Source organism: Propionispira arboris, assembly GCF_900109225.1.
Taxonomy (GTDB): Bacteria; Bacillota; Negativicutes; order Selenomonadales; family Selenomonadaceae; genus Propionispira; species Propionispira arboris.
This window is the reverse complement of sequence record NZ_FNZK01000002.1, coordinates 1-22,358: the sequence shown is the minus strand read 5'-3', so window position 1 is coordinate 22,358 and position 22,358 is coordinate 1. Positions and strand designations below refer to the sequence as shown.

General features: G+C 33.8%; 23 protein-coding genes and 1 pseudogene. 6 read left to right on the top strand and 18 right to left on the bottom strand.

Annotated elements, in window-relative coordinates:
* Positions 1–168: 168 nt before the first annotated feature.
* The 3 genes from BMY14_RS02005 to BMY14_RS21150 all read right to left on the bottom strand — a co-directional run bounded on the left by BMY14_RS02005 (position 169) and on the right by BMY14_RS21150 (position 1,843).
* Entirely contained in the window at positions 169–831 is a 663-nt protein-coding gene (locus tag BMY14_RS02005) for a hypothetical protein (RefSeq protein WP_091828759.1), read from the bottom strand.
* Positions 832–1,118: 287 nt separating this feature from the next.
* Positions 1,119–1,619, bottom strand: coding sequence for a hypothetical protein (locus tag BMY14_RS02000; RefSeq protein ID WP_091828757.1), 501 nt, complete (start codon positions 1,617–1,619; stop codon positions 1,119–1,121).
* 80 nt (positions 1,620–1,699) lie between these two features.
* Positions 1,700–1,843, bottom strand: coding sequence for a formate dehydrogenase accessory sulfurtransferase FdhD (locus tag BMY14_RS21150; RefSeq protein WP_143063129.1), 144 nt, complete (start codon positions 1,841–1,843; stop codon positions 1,700–1,702).
* A 290-nt stretch (positions 1,844–2,133) separates the two neighbouring features.
* On the opposite strand from BMY14_RS21150, the gene BMY14_RS01995 reads away from it, so the two are divergent.
* Together BMY14_RS01995 and BMY14_RS01990 are read left to right on the top strand one after the other, a co-directional pair.
* Positions 2,134–2,730, top strand: a complete 597-nt coding sequence (locus BMY14_RS01995) for a hypothetical protein (RefSeq protein WP_091828754.1) — start codon at positions 2,134–2,136, stop codon at positions 2,728–2,730.
* A gap of 62 nt (positions 2,731–2,792) precedes the next feature.
* Entirely contained in the window at positions 2,793–3,866 is a 1,074-nt protein-coding gene (locus BMY14_RS01990; RefSeq protein WP_091828750.1) for a sugar diacid recognition domain-containing protein, read from the top strand.
* Positions 3,867–3,943: 77 nt separating this feature from the next.
* Here BMY14_RS01990 and BMY14_RS01985 read toward each other — a convergent pair whose 3' ends face one another.
* The 9 genes from BMY14_RS01985 to BMY14_RS01950 form a co-directional block, all read right to left on the bottom strand.
* On the bottom strand, positions 3,944–5,257 hold the full coding sequence (locus tag BMY14_RS01985; protein ID WP_091828749.1) for a (Fe-S)-binding protein: 1,314 nt from the start codon (positions 5,255–5,257) through the stop codon (positions 3,944–3,946).
* Position 5,258: 1 nt separating this feature from the next.
* Positions 5,259–6,641, bottom strand: coding sequence for an FAD-binding oxidoreductase (locus BMY14_RS01980; protein WP_091828748.1), 1,383 nt, complete (start codon positions 6,639–6,641; stop codon positions 5,259–5,261).
* Positions 6,642–6,841: 200 nt separating this feature from the next.
* Positions 6,842–7,498 (bottom strand): response regulator, encoded by a 657-nt coding sequence (locus BMY14_RS01975; protein ID WP_091828747.1) that lies wholly within the window; start codon positions 7,496–7,498, stop codon positions 6,842–6,844.
* A gap of 319 nt (positions 7,499–7,817) precedes the next feature.
* A complete protein-coding gene (locus BMY14_RS01970; RefSeq protein ID WP_091828740.1) occupies positions 7,818–8,606 on the bottom strand; it encodes a TIGR03943 family putative permease subunit in 789 nt (262 codons plus the stop codon).
* An 18-nt stretch (positions 8,607–8,624) separates the two neighbouring features.
* On the bottom strand, positions 8,625–9,521 hold the full coding sequence (locus tag BMY14_RS01965; RefSeq protein WP_245741221.1) for a permease: 897 nt from the start codon (positions 9,519–9,521) through the stop codon (positions 8,625–8,627).
* Positions 9,522–9,626: 105 nt separating this feature from the next.
* Positions 9,627–10,061, bottom strand: coding sequence for an N-acetylmuramoyl-L-alanine amidase (locus BMY14_RS01960; protein ID WP_245741219.1), 435 nt, complete (start codon positions 10,059–10,061; stop codon positions 9,627–9,629).
* A gap of 236 nt (positions 10,062–10,297) precedes the next feature.
* A complete protein-coding gene (locus BMY14_RS20290) occupies positions 10,298–10,468 on the bottom strand; it encodes a hypothetical protein (RefSeq protein WP_245741217.1) in 171 nt (56 codons plus the stop codon).
* A 209-nt stretch (positions 10,469–10,677) separates the two neighbouring features.
* A complete protein-coding gene (locus BMY14_RS01955) occupies positions 10,678–11,826 on the bottom strand; it encodes a YibE/F family protein (protein WP_091828726.1) in 1,149 nt (382 codons plus the stop codon).
* A gap of 233 nt (positions 11,827–12,059) precedes the next feature.
* Positions 12,060–12,980 carry a metal ABC transporter solute-binding protein, Zn/Mn family gene (locus tag BMY14_RS01950; RefSeq protein WP_091828724.1) on the bottom strand — a complete coding sequence of 307 codons (921 nt, stop codon included), beginning with the start codon at positions 12,978–12,980 and terminating at the stop codon, positions 12,060–12,062.
* A 109-nt stretch (positions 12,981–13,089) separates the two neighbouring features.
* On the opposite strand from BMY14_RS01950, the gene BMY14_RS01945 reads away from it, so the two are divergent.
* Genes BMY14_RS01945 through BMY14_RS01935 form a run of 3 tightly spaced genes read left to right on the top strand, consistent with a single transcriptional unit; the run spans position 13,090 to position 15,074 of the window.
* Entirely contained in the window at positions 13,090–13,770 is a 681-nt protein-coding gene (locus BMY14_RS01945) for a metal ABC transporter ATP-binding protein (protein WP_091828722.1), read from the top strand.
* The gene (locus BMY14_RS01940; protein ID WP_091828720.1) at positions 13,757–14,776 is read left to right on the top strand and encodes a metal ABC transporter permease; all 1,020 of its coding nucleotides are present in this window, start codon (positions 13,757–13,759) and stop codon (positions 14,774–14,776) included. Before BMY14_RS01945 ends, BMY14_RS01940 begins: the two co-directional genes overlap by 14 nt.
* Positions 14,703–15,074, top strand: a complete 372-nt coding sequence (locus BMY14_RS01935) for a Fur family transcriptional regulator (RefSeq protein WP_218144856.1) — start codon at positions 14,703–14,705, stop codon at positions 15,072–15,074. Before BMY14_RS01940 ends, BMY14_RS01935 begins: the two co-directional genes overlap by 74 nt.
* A gap of 241 nt (positions 15,075–15,315) precedes the next feature.
* Here the strand turns inward: BMY14_RS01935 and BMY14_RS21145 are convergent, their stop codons facing one another.
* From BMY14_RS21145 to BMY14_RS01905, 6 genes are all read right to left on the bottom strand, one after another.
* Entirely contained in the window at positions 15,316–15,504 is a 189-nt protein-coding gene (locus BMY14_RS21145) for a transposase (RefSeq protein ID WP_425438906.1), read from the bottom strand.
* A 541-nt stretch (positions 15,505–16,045) separates the two neighbouring features.
* Positions 16,046–17,221, bottom strand: coding sequence for a HEPN-associated N-terminal domain-containing protein (locus BMY14_RS01925; RefSeq protein ID WP_091828717.1), 1,176 nt, complete (start codon positions 17,219–17,221; stop codon positions 16,046–16,048).
* A gap of 14 nt (positions 17,222–17,235) precedes the next feature.
* Positions 17,236–18,558 carry a macro domain-containing protein gene (locus tag BMY14_RS01920; protein ID WP_091828716.1) on the bottom strand — a complete coding sequence of 441 codons (1,323 nt, stop codon included), beginning with the start codon at positions 18,556–18,558 and terminating at the stop codon, positions 17,236–17,238.
* A gap of 89 nt (positions 18,559–18,647) precedes the next feature.
* On the bottom strand, positions 18,648–19,982 hold the full coding sequence (locus tag BMY14_RS01915; RefSeq protein WP_091828708.1) for a hypothetical protein: 1,335 nt from the start codon (positions 19,980–19,982) through the stop codon (positions 18,648–18,650).
* Positions 19,983–20,227: 245 nt separating this feature from the next.
* Positions 20,228–20,644, bottom strand: a complete 417-nt coding sequence (locus tag BMY14_RS01910) for a toll/interleukin-1 receptor domain-containing protein (RefSeq protein ID WP_218144855.1) — start codon at positions 20,642–20,644, stop codon at positions 20,228–20,230.
* An 839-nt stretch (positions 20,645–21,483) separates the two neighbouring features.
* The gene (locus BMY14_RS01905; protein ID WP_218144854.1) at positions 21,484–21,924 is read right to left on the bottom strand and encodes a hypothetical protein; all 441 of its coding nucleotides are present in this window, start codon (positions 21,922–21,924) and stop codon (positions 21,484–21,486) included.
* Between the two features lie 247 nt (positions 21,925–22,171).
* Between BMY14_RS01905 and BMY14_RS01900 the strand changes: the two are divergent.
* A pseudogene (locus BMY14_RS01900) lies at positions 22,172–22,358 on the top strand (IS21 family transposase); the annotation flags it as partial.

Genomic DNA, 22,358 nt, shown 5'->3' with positions numbered 1-22,358 from the left:
TCCTCCTCGTATTATAAATTATATATATAAGTAAACAGCCAAAAATTTACATTTACTTATTCATCTAATTCATATTTTACCACTTTCCAGAGAAATATCAATGATAATAATTATTAGTTCCAAATTGTAATGAAAATCAAGAAGTTTATCCTATTTTCTATATTTTCTTTAGGCAGATAGATTCAAAATGGCTCCAGTCATCGGCTGACCGACATGCTTTTGCCAAATTTCTTTTGGCATTGCTAATAAAAAACGATCGGATTCATTGCGAATCTGTACAGTAGTATTGAGAATTTGATTTGAAACCCCCGTACGTCCAAGTAAAATATGTAGGATATGTCCATCTTTTAACAATGCAGATTGTACCTTTTCAGGATCAAGTAAAAGTTCACCATTCGTCGCTACTGAGATTCCTATAGACAAAAATGCACTATTATCATATTTTTTTGTTGAAAAGAAACGACTGAATACCACAATATCCGCTAAGACCAAACCATTTTCTTTAAAAAAAGAATGCATTGCATTATAGCCGCGAATAAATTCTTCCATATTATATATTACATTCTTGTAATTGTATAAGCGAAAATCTGTATGTTTTAAGTATTTACAGCTTACAATCAGTTGATTAATTAATGTATAAAATGTTGTATAGAAACGATTGGTGTCATCAAAAAAGCCCTTGATTCTTTTAATATTTTCCAGCTTGTTTTCTGAATTTTCATTTTTCAAAAACTCTTTCAGCTGAGCTGCCCCCATTTTCACAGTACTTGCATACATGCAAAATTGTTCGAGCTGTGTATATTGTTTGACTGACTGATATCGTTTATTCATACAAATCACCTTTTCTTGCTAAATTTAAAACTTTACCTATAGAAATATTCAATATTTTTCTATATATTCTACAGTAACAAAGAGTTCTTTAATTTATGTTAGATTTAGCTTTGAATTTCTTTTGATTTGTCTTTAATTTATATTTGTTATAAAAATTATTATTTCAAAATATAATGCCTTGTCACCACACACAAAGGGGATACGAAAAGCAAAAGAGCTCTGTGCTCTTGCTTTTCGTATCCCCTTTATGATTCCAATTCCATTATTTTTTTGTAAAATTTATTCGTTCATGCCTGCAATGCTTTTTGGAATTCACGCAAAAATCCAATGGTACTTCCAGCATCTGAAAGAGTATGTGATACTTTTTCTGCATTATGAATCATTTTCGTCATAAATTCATCATAAGAAAATCCAGTTTTCTGTACATCTGTTTCGAGTGACTGATTTGTTCTAAGTGCATTAAGCCACAAAGTCGAAGAATCATGTTGTATCTGTTTTTTTTGATCAGCTGAAAGTTGATCCATTTTTGCAACCCATGTCCTTTTCACAGCAGCCGGTGCAGTAAAAGGAGGGAAAGCTAAAGATTTAACATGCTGTTTCTGCCACGACAAGGGAGTTTTAACTAAATCTACTCCCGCATGTTCGAGCTCATCATACATCATTTGATCATCTTCATTTAACATTTCCGTTGAGGTAGTCTGAGCATTTTCCGTTTGCTTCTTTCCCACTGTTTTATTGCTACTCACATTATGCAAAGCGGTGTTAACAATCTTGACTTCCATACTCATATAAAATAAACATCTCCTCATTGCATTGAAAACTTATATCTAATTTATATTCTTCGAGAAGATTTTCCCTATACCTTTTTTTATAAAAAAACTACTCGCTCCGGATGTGTGTAGATATAAAAGGAATCATTTCGTACATGCCCAATAATTGTAATACCTAAATCCTTAGCTAAACCGAAATATGGCGTTTTTAAATCGTCCTGATAATTCAGTTTAATTGACATATACTATAATTGTGTCATAATTTTGTCACAATCATAGTATATGATAAATCATAGAATCATTGATGTTTAGAGTCATTGGTGATTTGAGTTTTTTCATAAAAAGTCCTAAAAAGAATCGCACTGGCTTGCTGGTCCATGCGATTCTTTTTTATTTACAGGATCTTCTTATACATGCTATAATTAAACAATATATTTTTCTAAGCAAAAGACTGTATCAGCACCATCTGATGCGGTCTTTTTTATAAACACAAGGTTTAAAAATGTATTATACGATAAGGAGCATATCATTCATGAAACATAAATTTTTTTATACCGGAATTGTATTAGCACTTGTCCTATTTTCAAGTGTTGCATCTGCGACGAAACTGCCACCAAACTGGCAATTTGCTTATAAAGATAACGGTGCTATTTTTTATTTTGACACAAATACGCTGCATACCATTGAAACAACGCACATCGATGACGATCCCGCTGATGACGATGCTACAGTCAATACAACGGATACTACTGCAGCTACTACGGCTACTACATCTGCTACATCTTCTATCGCCGCCGCCATTACCACGGTTGATACTGCTACTGATGAGGATGATAATATAATTGGTGTCAAAATGAAGACTGTATTATCATCAACATTGCTGCAAGAATTAATTGATGCCTATAAAAATCAATACGATACTACCAGCTGGTTCAGAATTAACTATTGCACTTCCTATAACATTTACAATCGAACAGATAAAACCCTGCTAACAAAAAACGTGCGTTTTTTTGATGCCAATAATAATCTAATGCTTACAATCAATAAAGAAACTAAAAGTACCGTTAGCAGCAATTCTGTTCAAAGCAAAATATATGACAACATATTTAACTGGATGGATGAAAATTAAAAATCGTTCGTAATTTATACTTTTTATTTAGAATCGAATTTATTGGGAGGAATAATACGAGAATGAACACACAACCTCTAGACCCTAAATTCGCCCAATCCCTTGTAGACATTATTGCAGCAGAATTAAATAAAAATGTCAATATTGTCGATAAAAAGGGCATCATTATTGCTTCGTTAAGCAAGGAACGAATTGGACAGCGTCATGAAGCAAGTACTATAATGCTAAATTCGGGACAAGCTCATGAGTTTTCTGTCACAGAACATGATCAGCAACATTTTTCCGGCGTACGCACCGGATTTAACGTCCCAATTTGGCTTGAAAGTGAATGTGTCGGCTTGATTGGTGTTACTGGAAATTCTGAAGAATCTGCGTCTTACGCTCGTTTAGCCGCCCATTTTGTTGAAGCTGCACTTAATGCCAATCTCCGTCAAGAAAAACTAGTAAACGCACTGCAAGAAAAACAAGCCCTCCATCAGCACTATATAAAAAAAATTATTAATATTCAAGAAGAAGAACGGCGAAAAATTTCCCGTGAACTTCATGATGAAACAAGCCAGGCCTTAACATCTATTATCGTTGGTCTCAGAGTACTGGCAGAAACAACGCCGGCTAAAAAAGCCGAATTATTACAAATGCGCGATTTGGCAGTCAATACGCTTGATGCGGTCCACCGCCTGGCAGTACAGCTTCGTCCGGTAGTCCTTGATGATCTGGGTTTAGTGAGTGCCACGCAAAAATATATCGAGGATTATTCCAAAAAATATAAGATCCAAGTAACCGCGAAAATTGACCCACAGTTATTGCGGCAACGGTTCTCTCCCGAATTAGAAATCAATCTCTATCGCATTTTACAAGAAGCCCTAACTAATATTATTAAGCATGCACAAGCAACAGAAGTTCAGGTCAGTTTAGTAAAGAAAACCTCTGTATTATCCTTTACAATTCTTGATAATGGCATCGGCTTTCATAGCCAAAAGGTTTACAAGCATCGCAATCATGCCTGCCTTGGCTTATATGGAATGAAAGAACGTATTGCGGGATTAGATGGCGATTTTTCCATTCACTCCACGATAAATCACGGAACCTGCCTCAAAATAGAAGTTCCAATAAACCGTAAACCACTTACGTTATAAACGAGTTTATCCATATTATACCAAAATAACGGTATCTGATGATTACAGATACCGTTATTTTGGTATAATATGGATATTTAAATTTTTCCCGCCTGATACGATTGATCCAAAAGTTGAATAACATGTACAGCCTCTATATATACTTTATTTTGTTCCAATCCATCAGCCAGATGCATCCGACAAGTACCACAACTTGTTGCCACAATTTCTGCCGAAGATTCTTTAATATTTTTAATCTTTCTATCATTAATTTTACGTGATAATGGATAATTTGCCACACTAAACGAACCGCCCGATCCACAGCAGCGATCAGCATCTTTCATTTCCACGAAGGTAAGTCCTGGAATAGCCTGCAGAATTTCTCGCGGCTGTTTTGTCACTTTAATCCCCCTTGCCATATGGCAAGGATCATGCATGGTAACCGTTTGCAAAATTTGTCCCAAATCATCTCGACGAAATGGAACAATGTCAACTAAAAATTCGCTAATTTCGTAAGTCTTGTTTGCCAACACTTTTGCCCGTTCATACATGACCGGGTCATCTTGAAACATATGAAGATATTCTATTTTCAAAGCTTCTGCACAAGATCCGCACGCTGCGATAACATAATCAACATCATAACTTTCAAAAACATTGATAATATGTCTTGCAAAACTCTTTGCCAATTCTTTATCGCCTGAAACATATACCGGTGTACCGCAACAGTGCTGTGCTGACGGTATCACAACTTCAATATCATTATGATTTAGCACATGGATTACGGCATCTCCTACATCGGTGTAAATATAATTAATCATACAACCTGTAAAAAAGCCAACCTTATACTTAGCATTCGCGACCTTTACTACCTCTGGATACCGACTTCGTAAAGGAACTGAAGCAAACGGTGCTGTAATTCTTTTTTTATCAATACCCGGCATAGGAAACCTGGCAACAGCAGCCATTTTTCTTGGAAGTCGCTTAAAACTCAAAGGACCAAATAGACCAGCTGCTTTTAATGCAATATCAAACAGTTTGCGATTTGACAGCAATTTGAATACTAGTTTTTTTACAGGATGAAGTCCGCGTGCCTTTACGACAGCTTGACGCCCACGAATAATCAGTTCGTCAGCCTTCACTCCACATGGGCAGTTAGCCGCACAGGCCTTACAGCATAAACATTTTGACAAAATATGGTCAAGGTCTGCCGAAATTTCATTTTCACCACTTAATATTCCTTCAATGAGTGATAATTTCCCTCTGGCTACAGATGCTTCATTTTTGGTTTCTTTGTAAATTGGGCACACCGCCATGCAATTGCCACATTTCATACACTTTGCCAAGGCATCACGGATATCAGCAAGCAGCCATTGATCTTTATTTTGTATCTCTTTTATTGCAACATAGTCCATTCTAACACTCACCCACTAATTTACCAGGATTCAAAATAAGATTAGGATCGAGTGCTCGTTTAATAGATTTCATGGCATCCATAACTTTACTGCCATGTTGTTGCTCCATCCATGGCAATTTTCCCAAGCCAATTCCATGTTCACCACTCAATGTACCACCTAGTTTAATGGCTGACAAAAATATTTCATTCATTGCTTTTTTAACAGATTCCATTTCTTTTAAATCACGACTATCGCAAACAATCGTTGGGTGCATATTGCCATCTCCAGCATGCCCAAACGTACCAATTGTTACGTTAAATTCTTTTGCTATTCTACTAACTTCGCGCAAAAATTCAGGCACCTTACTTCTCGGAACAGTTGCATCTTCCACATAAGTAGTTGGTCTTAGTTTCGCTAGTGCAGGCAGCGCTGCCCGGCGTGCTGCCCACAGTTTATCTCTTTCTGCGTCATTTTGTGCCACTTGAATATCATCCGCATGATTGGTTTTCAGTACACGCAAAACTTCATTGGCTTCTTTTGCCACCACTTCAGGCATACCATCGACTTCAATTAATAATACCGCCTCAGCGTCTAGTGGTAACCCAACATGGGCATAATCTTCTACCGTACGAATCGTAGCATTATCCATAATTTCCAACGTAGCTGGCGTAATCTTAGCCGCAATAATTCCCGCTACCGTTTTTCCAGCATTGTCTAAATTTTTAAATACTGCCATAATGCTTTTTTTACATTCCGGTGCTGGTACTAATTTCAAAGTTGCTTGCGTGATAACGCCTAACGTACCTTCCGAACCAGTAAACAATTTTGTCAGATCATATCCAGAAACATCTTTAACATTTCGCCCTCCCGTATGCAAGATATCTCCATTCGCCAGGACAACTTCCAGCCCCATAACATAATGCTTAGAAACTCCATATTTCAAGCCCCGCAGGCCTCCCGCATTTTCAGCAATCGTACCACCAAGTGTCGCTGTAGCAACTGTACCTGGATCTGGTGGATAAATCAATCCATGCTTAGCTGCTATATTATTCAGATCAGCTACAATTACCCCCGGTTCTGTTACCACTACAAGATTTTCCAAATCGACATCGATAATGTGGTCAAAACGATTCATCAGCAACACGATTCCACCTTTTAATGGTACACAGCCCGCACTCAAATTAGTCCCTGAACCCCTCGGGTAAACAGGAATTTCATGCTGATTAGCAAGCCTCAATATGGCAGATACCTGTTGAACATTCTCTGGAATTATAACAGCCTCTGGCAAATGTGAATATCCAGGTGTAGCATCATAGGAATAACAAAATAAGTCTTCCTGCCCCGTAAGGACATTCTCTGCTCCAACAATTTTCTGGAATTCCTGCATATATAATGTTTGCATAATTTATGCTCCTTATATAAAATCTATAGTCTCATTTTTACACGAATTTGCAAACTCGTAAATCCGGTATACCCTGTAAAAAAGTGTAAGGATTTGTCTTATTCAGCCCGTAGGATAATTCCTTACAAAAAAAACTATTAAACATAAAACAACGCTCATCCATGTATTTCATCAATGAGCGTTGTTTTATGTTTAACTGCCTAGGTTCCCATCATTTTATATTTAATCGCATAATTTACCAGCTCTGATTTTTTACGAATACTTAATTTTTTCATAATTCGGGAACGATACGTGTCAACGGTTTTGGGACTTATAAAAAGTTTTTCCGCGATTTCCGTGTTGGTATACCCCTGTGCTAAAGAACGCAAAACTTCCCGTTCGCGACCACTTAACATCGTATAAGGGTCCTTGGTATCACACTCTTTATTTGGTTTTTTAAGCAATGTCTCAATAAGTTTTTGTGAGATGCTTTCGTTTAGATATTTTTTCCCGTCAGAAATCCTTTTAATAGCTTCCATCAGCTCCGTATCTGCTGAACGTTTTAACACATATCCATTTGCTCCAGAACTCATGACCTCTTTAACAAATTCATCATCATCATACATCGTTAAAACTAGAATTGAACATGCCAAATTTCGAGAACGAAGCTCTTTAATACATTCAAACCCATTCATGTCTGGCATTGATAAATCTAAAATCAGTACATCTGGATCCAGCTTACTAACAAGGCTAACCGCTTCAACACCAGTTCCTGCCTCTCCAATGACTTCAAATTCTGAATAGCAATGCAATAAGGCCTTCAATCCGGCTCGTAGTACGGCATGGTCATCAGCAATGATAATACGAATTTTTTTCATACTTCACCTGCTTTCTTAAAACCATCTATAATAACTGTAGCACAAGAAAATTTTACAATTCACAACTGTTTATCCATAAATAACATCCATATGTTTTTCAAACAGTGCTCATACTAATTTGACTTTTTTACACCGAATAGATTACACACTAAAGGCTTGGATCTTAAGAATCCACTATGTTACAGTCTGATATTTATTTCGACAGGACTATAGGGGAAATCCTTTTTTCATCATTAAAACTTTTAATTTTGATACCACTATAACTATGAAAATAAAGTAGAGCGAAAAAATAAGGTTGCTTTCCTTTCCACAAAAATTTTCAAGTGGTTTGTACGAATATATATGTGAATAAAGGTTTTTTGATTTCATTAGACCAAGTAATTTTTAACACAGGAGAAGCATCTTTTTTGCAAACAAGTGTATGGATTGTCCCTTGTATCTCATACCAATGTCCAGCAACAATATTATTTTTATCATCTGAATCGATTGCCAATCCAACTGCTGAAGCATCCGCAATACAGCAACTAATAACATAACGAGCAATAGAAACACGTTGTGTCGTTGGATCTATATAAGCAAATCCTGTTATTTCTACGTTTTTACCAACATAATCTGCCGGATGGCAATATAAATTTTGTATCACGTCAACATAATTTTTATCTGATATTTTAATAAATTTTGTATCTTGAAAATTATCTATCGGGACACTCATACCACTTTTTACTTTATCCGATATAGTATTATTTAACCCTTTATGTTCAATTAATTTTGAATCAAGTGACGTGCTAGGAATAAATAAGGCAACTGCTAAAGAAAAAACAAAAGTTACATAATAGAAAAAAAGTTTATACTTTTCTTTTTCAACATGATAACTTTTAATATTTGAATCTTCTTGACGCAAAATATTTTGGTTTAGACTATTTTTTAAATGCATACATTGTGCAAGCAGCATAATAAATAATATTATATCTGATATTTGTAGTAAAATAGTAAAACGTGGATGAACATAAAAAATCACTTGATTCATTATAATAATCCAAGAAAGAAGACTTACCATGCATAATAATATTAAAGTTTTCACACAGTTATCTTTTACATGATATGTCATTTCATACAAAACTCCTTTTTAAAATAAATTTGTCATAATATAACTTCCTAAAAAAGTCAAAATAAAAACTATAGTAATTAAAAAAACTACAAACTTTGTACGAAATGTATGTAATAACATCAATGTATTTTTTATATCAATCATAGGACCAAAAACTGTAAAGGCAATAAGAGCTTCTGTACTAAAGCTACTTATAAACGAAGCTGCTATAAAAGCATCTGCAGACGAGCAAACAGAAATCAGAAATGCAAATAAGATCATCACAATAACGGAAAAAAATGGATTATGTCCTATATTTAATAATGTTGCATGCGGAATACAGAGTTGGGCAATCGTACTTAGAAAAGACCCCAATACTAGGAATCTTCCCATTTCAAAAAACTCATTTGATGCATCATAAACAAAAACTAAAACTTTACCAATTAAAGTTGTCGGCAATACTGTATGCATATGACAACAACATGAACTATCGTGTTGTGATATGGTCAACGCATTTTTCAGGACTGTTTGCTTAAAACTTTTGCTTATAATCCATGCCGCATTATAAGCAACAAATAAAGCAGTCGTAACACGCACAAGAGCAATTTCCCAACTATTAAATGCATAAAAAGTAGAAAATATTGTTAAAGGATTCATGATCGGTGCAGCTAACATAAAAGCAATCGCTGAATAAGCTGGTACACCTTTTTGTATAAGTTTTTTAACAATGGGTACCATCCCACAGTCACAAATAGGAAAAATAGCACCTAAAAAGCAGGCTAATAAAATACTATAAATTTTATTAGCTGGTAACATTTTTTGAATTAATGTTTCAGAAATAAAATTATATAAGAAAGAAGAAACAATAACACTAATTAAAATGAAAGGTAAAGCATCAATTAAAATACTGAAAAAGATCATTTTAAAATTTAACAATGACTGCCACATGAAATAGTCTCCTGTCTATGCGTAAATTTCAAAATTCACGTCTGCGATTCCCCTTGCAGGGCAATATGTATTACCAAGCTTGAAATTTCCACATCACGCTAAAGAATCAACAATACACTGTCGAAAGGCACCAAGTTGTGCATAAAGATTTTTCCCCGGACATAATGTTGAACTAAGATCACGATGCCCCAAGATTGTTTTGTTTGTAGGACTAAGATTATAAGTTTTACATAAAAATGTGGTTAATTCTAAAGCGGATTGTATTTGTTCCTCCGTAGGTTTAGACTTTTCAAAATCGCCCACCAAATTGATGCCTATAGACGTACGATTATAGTGATAACAATGAGCACCAATTACATTTTGTGGACGGCCGCGCTCAATTGTTCCGTTTTTTCGAATAATATAATGATATCCAATACCAGCCCAGCCATTATCCAGATGCCATTGATGCACTTCCGCTGCAGAAACATCACGATCTGTGCCGCCAATATGATGAATAATAATCATATTGGTTTCAGAACGATCCACTAAAGGACTGGCGAATTTAAGATAAGTTTCTTTAATAAAAGGAGATTTGTTATTTATTTTTCTTACCCCAGCAAAGCTTTTCGTACTAGCTATAATTTCTGGGAACAAATAAAAAAAACTAAAAATATAAAACGTATATATTAAAAATTTTCGGCGATTCATCAAAAAGTTCTCCTTACAAAAAACATATATAAGATACTGCAATTTATATGTGTAATAACGAAAAATTGACTTTTTCAGTCTGTATATAATTCATAAAGGCAGGAAAATGTAAACTGATCCAGCAATTGATCTGGCGTGATCGTTGTATATCCTTCTTCAGCTAAATCTTTCATTTGTGCAGCAAATTCACTTGTACTTAACGTTAAAGCATTATGATCTTGATTATTGATTTGATGATAATTCAAAACAGGAATGCCCTGCTGACTAAAAAATAATGCAAATTAAAATAAGCACTAAAAAACCCATATAAAAATTCCGTTGCGACTTCCCCACTAAAGCATGCATCCCCTAATTAGTAATATTACTGATTACATTACACTATAGGTATGTTAACCACTGATTATGAAGGAAAGCTGAAATTTATAACAAATGTTATCAGTTTATGAAAATTGAATTACGAATTAGCAAGCCGTTTTTTTCTGGATCTATTGCGTTTGTCACAAAATAAATACGCAGAAATGCATGCCGTTAAAGGGATTGCACAAACCAATCCTATACTGCCTGTCAAAGCTCTTACTATTTCTGTGGCAATTAAATTAAAATTCATGATTTTAATTAAAGAAAGATCTTTTTGTACGGATAATAATAAAATCAAAGGTAAAGATGAGCCAACGTAAGCTAAAATCAACGTATTTGACATGGTTCCCATGACATCACGCCCTATATTCATCCCCGCCTTAAATAATGGTTTAAAATGAATTTCATTTGAATGTTGTTTAACTTCATGAATGGATGATGCTATTGATATTGCTACATCCATTACAGCACCTAATGCACCAATTACCATACCAGCAAATAAAATGCCTTGGAAATCCACATTGGGTAGAGCAGTTGCCTTCAACATAATCGCCTCTTCATTTGCTAATCCATTTAAATGCATAAAATAAATTGATATCTTAGATAAAAGCCCTGCAATTGCAACACCGCCCAACGTACCTAAAATAGCAGCAAAGGTTTTCTTATTCCACCCACTAATTAATGTTTGAGAAATTATTGAAATAATTGTACACAACAAAAAAACCATGAATCCAATTTCCAAGTGATTTTCTTTTAAAATTTGATTAATAAAAACCGCCACAATTAAGAAACAGGAACAGCCAATAACAAGGACCGACTTGAATCCAATAGCTCTGCCGAAAATCAATAAACAAATAACAAATAACCCAATAAGCAAATAGATATAATTATCGCGTTGAAAATCACTGATATGATATTCTAACTTACCCATTTGATTTACGGCTTCGAGAATAAGATGATCCCCTTCGTGAAGTTCCATGACTCCGAATGCCGACCGTTCTGGTTGATAATTGACTATCGTAATTTCCTGATCTGTATCAACACCAGAGGTTATTTGCAGCTTAATCAGTTCTTGTTTGCCAAACTTCATTTTTGAAGAGGAATCTTGTTCTATAGGTTGAACGGAAAGCACAATTCCTTTTTCGTATTGCACGTCAGGGGTTTCCGGCTGTGCACCTGCGACAGACGATAAAATAAACAAGCAGAATACTATCATCATTGCGTAAAATAGACATTTATTTTTCATTTCAAAAGCCACCTCTTAATTATTTTATTTATTAGTAATATTACTATTTGATAATTATACTAAATTTATATAAAAAAGCAAAATATAGGCACCATGATTTTTTTTGCATAAAAAAAGGGAAGGCGTATAAATTCCCGCCTTCCCCAAAAATTCAACATTTCTGTAAAATCTTACCCATTTTGAAGCGTCTTACAATATAACTTCGTCTGCTTCTAAACACTAAATTGCACTTTTTATTTTAAACTCTGATATATTTTTTCCAAGTTATCGCGCATACTTTGAAGATAGTCCTTGTTATCTTCTTTACTTTCCAACGTATAAATTTTTTCAGCTTTTGCTCCAACTTCATTAGCCAAAGTCTCCGAAACTTTTGGACTAACCATATCTTCTACAAAAATAGTTTTAATATGATTTGTCTTACAATAATCTGTTAGCTCTTTCAGTTTTTTTGCACTCGGTTCCCCTTCAGCAAAAACGTCTTCAACACTGTTTTGCTTTAAACCAAAATCACGTGACAGGTAGGCAAAAGCAGCATGTCCTGTAACAAAATTCTTATTTGCTACAGATTGGAACTTTTGATTATATTCTTGATAAAGTGTTTCAAGTTGATCATAAAAGATTTTATAGTTCGCTTCATAAAAGTCTTTATTCGCTGGATCAGCCTTAATTAAAGCATCTTGTACATTTTTTGCTTCTATTTCAGCACCTTTTAAACTTAACCACAAATGAGGATCATTTTGTGCACCTGATTCAATTTCTTCCGCTCCAGTCGCTGGCAGTGGTTCAGCTCCTTTTGCCGCTTCAACCACAATCAAATTTTTATTGTCTGCAGCCTCTAAAGCTTTATCAACCCATGATTTTTCCATATCAAAGCCATTGTAAACAAAGACTTTAGCACTATGTAACCCTTCTAAATCACTGGCTTTTGGTTCAAAATCATGTGGTTCTGTTCCATCTGGTATAATCGTTTGTACCTCTACTTTCTCTTTACCAACTGCCTCCACGATTTCTCTCATGGCATTAAAGGAAACCATCACTTTTATCTTACCATTATCTTCCTGTTTAGTTGGTTCCGAGTTTTTCGGTGCTCCACAGCCCGCAAAAATGCCCAACAGAAGAATGAACAACAAACAGTAAAAACCTGATTTTTTCATAATATCACTCCAAATTTTATTTTTAGATGCGAATAATTTGCATTTGCATCTAAAAATAGGATATAATGATATTAAAAAGATGTCAAGTGACAAATTTACGGAGGATATAATGATTCATATCAAAAACATGTATTTTTCATATGGGCAAAGCTCATATATATTGAAAAATTTAAACTTTTCAATTCAAGACGGCTCCTATATTTCAATTTTAGGTGAAAACGGTTCAGGAAAAAGCACCTTCATCAAACTTTTATTAAACTTACTCATACCAACTAGTGGTCATATAGAAAATACATTCACAAGAACAGCCTATGTGCCGCAGCGATTTGAAAGCCTCAATACACAATTCCCTATCACAATTGAGGAAATTTTAACTTGCTATCAAAAAGCGCGTCATATTCCTGGTAAAAAAATTATTGATGATAGTCTTTCTCTCGTTAAAATGCAGGATTATAAAAAAGCCCTCGTCGGAACTTTATCAGGCGGGCAATGCCAAAAAATTTTTATTGCCCGCGCACTCATGGGAAACCCGGATTTATTGATCTTAGATGAGCCTTCAAATGGGGTTGATATAAAAAGTCAAAATGAAATTTATCAATTGATAAAAAATCTAAACCAAGAAAAAAAAATTACAGTTATTTGTGTAGAACATAATCTAAAAGCTGCGATTAAAAACTCCACTCTTTTATATCATATTGCACAAGGAGTTGGTCATATCTGCAACCCACAAAATTATATTCGTGAATATCTCATTGAAAATACAGGAGTTGAAAATTATGTTTCAATATAATTTTATGCAAAACGCTTTTATGATTGCCATTTTAATCTCAATTTTATGCCCTTTAATTGGCATGTTTCTTGTATTAAAGCGCTATTCTATGATGGGTGATACCCTATCCCATGCCTCATTCGCTGGTGTAGCCGCCGGATTGATGGTTCATATACATCCTATTTTAAGTGCATTTTGTTTAACTTCTATATTTGGTGTATTGATTGAAATCTTACGAAGACATTTTAAAAATTATGCTGAATTAATTTTAGTTGTTATCTTATCGCTATCTGTCGGAATTGCCATTACACTCATTAGTTCCGGTCTTGTACATGCAAATATCGATTCCTTTTTATTTGGCAGTATTTTAACGGTTACACGAGAAGATTTTTATATAGTTTTGCTTTTAAGTATCCTATCTTTGATTATCATTTCTCGGCTATACCACTCTTTAATGTTCATGATTTTTGATGAAGAAGGTGCCAAAATTTCTGGCATCAATATCAAATTCATTAATTATACCTTTGCAGTTTTAGTCGCTGCAACAATTTCAGTATCGATTCGAATCGTAGGCATTTTAGTCATTAGTTCTTTAATTGCATTACCCATTGCAACTGCTCTGCAACTTAGAAAAGGTTTTAAAACGACATTACTCTTTGGTATTTTATTCAGTTTCATTGATATAATAAGTGGTATTACGATTTCCTATTGGATTGATGCTGCACCAGGAGGAGTTATTGCGATAATGTCTGTCTTCGTTTTGGCTTTCGTATTATTTTTTCAAAACCATCATTTTCCATTCAATATACATTTGCTAAATTTCAAAAATATGGCTAAAATAAACAATATGACTGCAAACGAAAAGAGGGATTCTGATGGAAGAAGAAAGTTTCGAATACAAAGCATTTTTAAACCAGCATGGCATCAAAAGTACCAAACAACGAAATTTACTTTTGAAACTTCTCAATCAGAGCAACGAACTATTAACAGCGGATACTCTATATCTAAAAGTGCTCCAAGAAGATAATACCATGAATTTATCGACGATTTATCGTATCTTAGATTTATTCACAAAAAAACAAATTATCCAAAAATCAAACTTTCTTGAAAATACAACGAGTGTTTTTGAGCTCAAACGATTATCTCATCAGCACCATTTAATTTGTTTAAATTGCAAAAAAATTATTTATATTGATCATTGCCCTTTAGAAAAATTTGAAAAATCGTTAGAAACAAAAACAAATTTTTTAATTTCAGATCATAAATTAGAACTTTATGGATATTGTGGAGACTGCAAAAAAAATTTACACCATGAAATTTCATAGAACAATACGTTTAATTTGTCACAAGATTGTCATAAAAATGAGGTATCCTATTTTTAGGGATTACTCCTCCACAGATTAATCTCAAGTATTACAACTCCTAAGTTTCAAAATCTATTCCCTATTAGATCGCACAGATTATTGTTCTGTGCGCTTTTTTTAGGTTCTTTCTCAAGTGTTAGGGTAAAAATATAAAGTGAATTTTTAGCGAGGGTATTTTATTTCTCCTCGCTATTTTTTATTTTTATGCAGCCATATAAAGTATCCAATTTCTCATTCGTTGAAATTTTTGTATGCCATAACCAGTGTGTTTTTGTACATTTGTTCGTTTGTTACATTCTACATATCCATTACTATAACCCGTTGAAATTGCTGTAATAATTTTATTTTTCCATTTGATCACTGTCTTCATTAATTTGTTTAATTGTTTTATATCATATCACTAATTCTTTTAAATGATATGCCTAGCTTAATTTTTCAGATACAGCCAGCATATTTTCCAAGTGTTCCTTATCTTCATCTAAAAAGTCTAAAACAAAAAACCACAACCCTTTTTAAATAAAGGAGTTGTGGTTTTCTCTTATTTTTTTTGTCGCGGGGCACTGCCGTTTATTCTGTAAAGGGCATTTTTCTTTATTCTCTCTGGCTTTGCCAGTTATGCCCGCCACTCCATGGTGAACGCTCTTTTTCGCAAGCAGAAATCCCTGTATTTACGCGGGTTGAGGATAAAAAAACGACCCTGCATAAGCTTCGAAAAGCTTTAATGCAAGGTCGTTTTTGTCTATGTCGGCGAGTTAGCCATTTTTGCCCTTTTCAGAATAAATGGCAGTGCCCCACGACATAGTATCCTCGACCTTGTTACAATTATTATATCCACCACTTCCTCAAACAGCAAGTTGAAGTTTGTAGTAGATGATCGCAAGTAAAAGCTATTGATAAACGGCTCAAAAAATTTATCCAGAGTATGTTATTGGTTATAGCACTATGCGCTCTAGACTTTTATCATCAAGCCATAGTATCTTGTCCTTGTTATCAGAGCATTGTTCCCATCCAATAAATAGCGAACAACACAATCCCTCTACAAGGCGAGAACTCGTATATATAGCACCGTTAATTTTTGAAGCATTGGCATCTGATAATTCATCACTTAGATATTCAATAAGCTTTTGAGTTGGTAAATATTCCTTCTCCTTTCCCTCTTCTATCGGCTTAGAAATTTCTCTATTGAATCGCTTGAGAAACATTAAAAGAATTCTTCGATCGCTATTATCAACATCAAACAAACTCGGCATAGAAAGTCCCCTTATTTTACCAAGATTAATAACTTTAAGAGGTACTTGATTATAAAATACACCCACCGTTCTTATCGGTTCTTCTTTTCCTGCAATTTCAGCTAGTGCTGTATATTTATCAAATGCTCCATAAAATGTTGATACTTTAGCTGGATTCATTCTATTACATCCAGCTTGTTCTTCCCTTGGAGCTCCCAATGTCGCCGCTGAATTAATAACGTCAGATTCATTATGGGCTCTCGCCCTCCACAAAGCTGTATTTGAAGGTATTTCTTCAATTAATTCTAATTTCTTTACACCTTCACTAATACGCATCAAAATTTCGTCAGGAGATGTATAAAGTCTTATTTCATCATCTGGCTCCATTTCCATTTCTGTAAGTTCATCTGCTTTCTTCAAACGTTCTGCATACATCTCCCACGTGTAAAAATCCTCATCATATCGCAAACTTCCATATGGATCTTTTTGACACCATACATCATCATTCATTAAGTCACTTACATCATCATACAGTTCACTACACTGAAAGTCTAATTCCATTCCAATCTCATTTCGAATTAAGTCATAAGAATCAAAAGTCTCCGCTCCTATAAAACCACCTTCCTTACCACAATAACCCATGCTATCATTCGCATACTCATATTCTTGCAAAATACCGTTCATAATTGCTTCCATGAGATTTTCTAAAGGAATGCACACACTATTAGAATTGCAGTAATTACATCTACTTTGCTCTCCATTATTATTTATATACTCTTTTAAATAATAATCTCCTACACAATTATGACAAACGACTTGATCAGAGGAACCATATCCTCTTTCCATTTCCCTCATCATTTGTGCTTTTACCAATCCCATATTATTTCTCCTTTCTATATAGAATTAAACTTTCTTGTTCGAAAGCTATTTACAAAATAAGTAAAGACTATTCCTATTAAATAAAGAGTAATACAGTTTTGCAAAATGACCAAAGTCATTCCTAATTGTGATCCTGGTACTTGAGAAGAATGTTCAAAGGCTTCATATAAAGATGCAACCCCTCCTTTTTCCTTAAAGTCACCATATAGACTATATAAAAATGCAAAAGTGAAGTTTATATCAAGATAATTTATAAAGAGAAAAAAAATCGATCTAATGCTATTAGCCGATGGGTTTAGTATATCTGACAAAAACAATAATTTAGCAACATAAATCAATGTTTCAGACATTAAATATATAGAGACTCCCGTGAAAATATTGCGAATCCATATCGATGTATCCGAATTTACATATGGGCTTATGTCTAAACTTGTAAAAACAAGGAAAAAGAGCGGAATTAAAGCTTTAATTATAGTTTGGCTTTCAATAAAAATCCGTCTTCCCTCCCATGTTTTATCTGCAAAGCACCTTTTCAAAAAATAAGTGCAGTAGAAAAACTTTTCGGACATCATCAGTACTTTACGCAAAAATTTTATTGTTCCAAAATAGTTGCGTCTTTCAGAATCATAGTCATTGATATCCTTTAAATACGCTTTATATGATTCTTCAGTAGATAGATATAACAATTGTTTTCCTTTATTCACACAACCAGCATACTCATTTTTTATATTTTCAAAACACTTTATATCATCTTGACTAAACACCACTATATATATTTTATTAATCATTCCAAACCGCTCAGGATCTTTTTTCTTCAATCGAGTCAAAAAATTACATATGGATACAAATTGTATTTTGGCAGCTTTTTCAAAAGGGAATCGGTATGAGCCCGAGCTTATAACTGGTATTGCAATAGTATTGCATCCATATTCCATCATGCAATCCAATACTGATTCATAACATCCTTTCAATTTATCAATGCAACTTTTGCTGCAGCTACCACCGTTTTTATTATAATTACCATCCCATTTCGGACCAACTGCATGAATAACATAATCCACCAATTTATACCCCTTAGTTACAATTGCTTTTCCATAATCACATCTATTAAATTCATCCTTCTTAGGGTTATTACCATCTAATTCGTCTTTAATCATTTCTTTGAAGAAACCTGTTTTATTGTTCAAATCGTCAATAGCTTGGTGGATAGCACCATCTACACCACTCCCTCCCATCAAAGTACGTTTAGCTGCGTTAACTATCATTTCTACATCATGTTTTCTTACAATATCTACTATATTTCCATGAACGATTTCAATTTTGTCTATTGTATTCATATTAATATTTTCCTCCTGCCCAGATGCTCATATCACGCGATTATAGTAATTCCCATTCAATTATCATTGATTTCACCAGGGTATGTTGATCAATTTGTAATCTTTGAAAGTGTATTGTTCCGTACAATACCATGATCGGCTGGATTGTTAACAATTTTCCTTACATTACTAAGCAATTTGTAAATCAAATCAATTTCAACATACCCTTGTTCGGAATCATAGTAGTCTTTTTGTCCAACCTTTGTCTGCTCCATATATTCAATGTGAGATTCAATCTGATGCATAAGATGAATATAATCGCTCATATTATAAACTTTATTCTGTTCTTTCAAGTTAGCCTTCAAATCTTTTAGCACCTGAACAACATCTGGAAATTTTTTTCCTCTTTCACACTCTCCAATACATACAGTATGAAAGCAACTCAACAAGTCTTCATTATAATTATTTATTGTTTCTTCAGGTACAAACAAACAATAATTGCAATCACGTTGTGAATATTTTACAGTTTCTTGAAATATGTCTGTAGATTTAGTTGAATGATACACAATTCCTAAGTAACCCTTTCTGTCGAAATATTCAGTACACAATTGAGGAAGTAAATACTCTTTGCAAACATCCTCTTTATTTTCCACAGGGAAAGTTAATATTTGAAATAATAAATTATCCCCCAAGATTTTATTTGAATTTTTTTTCGAAAACGTAAAAGTCGAATTATCATATTCAATCTTTGATCCATCGTTCATTAACGAAGGAAATGATCGATTTATAGTCACATCTATTGTGTTGGAAAAATCATACATGGCACGTTCATAAACCCAACTATATTTTGGAAAATATAGTGCAAAATTTATTTTCTCAAAATCCAGTTTTAATTCTTGACTTGCAATAGGTATTGATTTTGCTAAATACAACATTGGCTTTCCCTTAACGCTAAAACGCTGATTGCCTATTTTCTCTTTTATATTAAATGGGATATGATAATACTCATGAATATTAGCTAAATCATAAGTACCAACTTCACGTCCACGAAATAATATATCACACATTTGAATAGCATTAATTGATGAATAATTTGTGCAGTACTTTTGAAAAAACTTTTGCAGCTTAATAAAAGCCTCTTCTCTATGATTATTTTCGCATAAATTATATATTTCAATTAGTACATCAAAAAATTCCTCAATTAATTCTATCTTTCCTTTATAATCGTTCAACATATCATCACAAAATTTAACATATATATTATTTTTTAAATTTTGCATTGCAAAATCACATGCACACTTTGATAGTACATCCATCTTTTTAAATTCTGATATATAAATTGATTTATAAAGTTGAAGTTTTTCTTCAAAAAATTTCTCTCCAAAGCAGCTTTCTTTAATTTTTTTTTGATTTTCATTATCAAAAAAGCAGCAAACACAAGACATTTTAAACCTCCTCGTATGATGGGAATGCAAACATAATCCTGGGGAAAATTAAAAAGTGAAATATTTTTCAAATCTAGAAAAGTTGTAGCAAAAAATAATAAATGTTGAAGTAAGCATTTTATTTGCTTACCCCAACATTTATTATATCACCGAATAAATGGCAGTACCCCACGACGTATGAAAATAAATCTCCATAAACACTAACACAGAAATTTGCTTATTAACAGTAAACTTCTATTCCTTGTCTACAAAACATCCTTTTCGCTAAACCAAACAGTTACACCTTTTGATTCAAGTAAATCGTGTAGTTCTTTAGCTTCACTTTTACGATCATCCCATGCGTGACAAAGAAAAACATCTCGCAAATCTGGTAATTTTAAACGCGTCTCAACATTTTGACGCACAGGAGTAAGTGTTCTTATTTCCGCAGGAGTATATAAAATAGTAGAACTAGCTGGAGACCACCGTGCTTTCACCTTGGTTTGTCCACTACCACTATTACTCCCACTACTGGTAGAACTGCTTGATGATGAAGAATATGAAGGATATGAGGAATAGGAATAAGAATTGTAACCTCCATAACTACTACCACCACATGCTGGGCAGTTTGCCCTTCCACTTGCCGTGCGATGACCATGAACTGGTGCCGTACATCTTGCCATAGTATTACTCCTCCTAATATTTATTGAAGAAAATTTATCCATCGGTGTTTTATTGAAACATTCATCTAAGTCTATTAAGGTAAATATTTATTTTTTTACTAATGTTTACTAACTGCAGATTTTATAAATACTCCCCTATTCCATAATCAAATTATATTCTGCAGAATAAGGACTATTTTTCTACACAAAACAATTATACAATACTATTTTAAAAATCAATATCACTTTTTCTAAATACTCTTAATATTCACCTCGAATCAATAATAAGTTTCATGGTTTCTATATGCTAGTCGTGTTTTGTATCCGTCTGCACGTCGACTGCTTTTCCATGATAAAAAAATCAAGGGATCGCCTTAGTAAGCGAACCCCTGTGATTTGCTGTTTGATCAAATATCGAAAACAACCAGAGTAAGCATAATGCCCACTCCGACTGTTATTCTGATTTTGACTCATCAGACTCGCGATTAGATTTAACTACTTTCCAATATGTTTTTCTGAAAAACAATTTATACAGCATGTGCCCCAAAAAGCTGTTGATGATACGTTACGGACACAGACCAAAAATGAGCTGCCTACAGAACCTTAGATATTTAAAGCCCCTGAGAATAATTCTTGCTGGACGCGAAACCGCCGATACCTTTATATCCTTCTCCTAAAACCTCGAAAGCCGGCTTCTAACGTCCGCATAAACGTTCCAGTGTAAAACTTCTCCGTCGCTTACCAATATATTTTTATTCGCAACAGGAATGCCCATTGGACCAAAACAATAATGTAGAACTGTCGTATACCAATAAGGCATAGCTAAATCATCTCGGAATAACGGGAAGCTGTTTAAAAAGTTATTCCCTTTTAATAGGTAAATATACTTGAGACATAATTTTAATGTCAGGTTCATTGGCATTTTCAACTTGTGTATCTAAAATTTCTCTCATTAGTGCAATACAAAACTTCATTCCCACTTCTTCAGAAATTATGTCTTTTAAATAGATATTATCCTTATCATATTTTTCGGGAAAATTTATAGAAAAATATATCATTTTTTCCTTCTTGACATCCCATATCCTATATTTGAGATTTCCTTTACCATCAATCTTTATTTGAGTACACTTATGTAAAAATTTATCAATTTGCCCTATTTTACTCCATGTAGCCAGATTTTTATTTATATATACTTCATCCCAAGTATTAAAAACAGGGAAATGTAATAATAAATTTCGTATAAAACTAAATAAACCGTCTGCAATAACACCTTCAAGTGGAGGTCTTCCTCCTTTTTTCATCCATTCAATATAACTTTTTATCGGTTCATAACCTAATAATTCTTTGTATATCGAAAAGGATTCTCTTAGCTTGAAGAAACGTAACTGAGCATCTGTTTATGGCATAATGAAATAGGACAAAGTTGCAAATAAAAATCCCCACTTATGCAAAACAGAATTCCTCAAAAATGCAAAAAGCCATTGCGAACAAGAACCAAATAACCTACCCTTATTAGGTGACAAAACACTAACGGGGGAGGACTGGAGGATGCTCACAATGACCCAAATTGATTATATCAGAAAAGCGTTCTTTGAGGAAGGTCTCAATATTTCACAAATTGCAAAAACCTTTTCTTGTGATCGCAAAACGGTGCGCAAGTATTTGGCAATCGAAGATTTCAATCAACCATTCCCTAAAGCAAAACGCGTAACCGAACAACCAAAATTGGATTCTT

Coding starts and splice junctions, on each gene's coding strand:
- BMY14_RS02005 (WP_091828759.1), bottom strand. CDS start 831: ATGAATAAACGATATCAGTCAGTCAAACAATATACACAGCTCGAACAA.
- BMY14_RS02000 (WP_091828757.1), bottom strand. CDS start 1,619: ATGAGTATGGAAGTCAAGATTGTTAACACCGCTTTGCATAATGTGAGT.
- BMY14_RS21150 (WP_143063129.1), bottom strand. CDS start 1,843: ATGTCAATTAAACTGAATTATCAGGACGATTTAAAAACGCCATATTTC.
- BMY14_RS01995 (WP_091828754.1), top strand. CDS start 2,134: ATGAAACATAAATTTTTTTATACCGGAATTGTATTAGCACTTGTCCTA.
- BMY14_RS01990 (WP_091828750.1), top strand. CDS start 2,793: ATGAACACACAACCTCTAGACCCTAAATTCGCCCAATCCCTTGTAGAC.
- BMY14_RS01985 (WP_091828749.1), bottom strand. CDS start 5,257: ATGGACTATGTTGCAATAAAAGAGATACAAAATAAAGATCAATGGCTG.
- BMY14_RS01980 (WP_091828748.1), bottom strand. CDS start 6,641: ATGCAAACATTATATATGCAGGAATTCCAGAAAATTGTTGGAGCAGAG.
- BMY14_RS01975 (WP_091828747.1), bottom strand. CDS start 7,498: ATGAAAAAAATTCGTATTATCATTGCTGATGACCATGCCGTACTACGA.
- BMY14_RS01970 (WP_091828740.1), bottom strand. CDS start 8,606: ATGACATATCATGTAAAAGATAACTGTGTGAAAACTTTAATATTATTA.
- BMY14_RS01955 (WP_091828726.1), bottom strand. CDS start 11,826: ATGAAAAATAAATGTCTATTTTACGCAATGATGATAGTATTCTGCTTG.
- BMY14_RS01950 (WP_091828724.1), bottom strand. CDS start 12,980: ATGAAAAAATCAGGTTTTTACTGTTTGTTGTTCATTCTTCTGTTGGGC.
- BMY14_RS01945 (WP_091828722.1), top strand. CDS start 13,090: ATGATTCATATCAAAAACATGTATTTTTCATATGGGCAAAGCTCATAT.
- BMY14_RS01940 (WP_091828720.1), top strand. CDS start 13,757: ATGTTTCAATATAATTTTATGCAAAACGCTTTTATGATTGCCATTTTA.
- BMY14_RS01925 (WP_091828717.1), bottom strand. CDS start 17,221: ATGGGATTGGTAAAAGCACAAATGATGAGGGAAATGGAAAGAGGATAT.
- BMY14_RS01920 (WP_091828716.1), bottom strand. CDS start 18,558: ATGAATACAATAGACAAAATTGAAATCGTTCATGGAAATATAGTAGAT.
- BMY14_RS01915 (WP_091828708.1), bottom strand. CDS start 19,982: ATGTCTTGTGTTTGCTGCTTTTTTGATAATGAAAATCAAAAAAAAATT.
- BMY14_RS01910 (WP_218144855.1), bottom strand. CDS start 20,644: ATGGCAAGATGTACGGCACCAGTTCATGGTCATCGCACGGCAAGTGGA.
- BMY14_RS01905 (WP_218144854.1), bottom strand. CDS start 21,924: ATGAAAAAAGGAGGAAGACCTCCACTTGAAGGTGTTATTGCAGACGGT.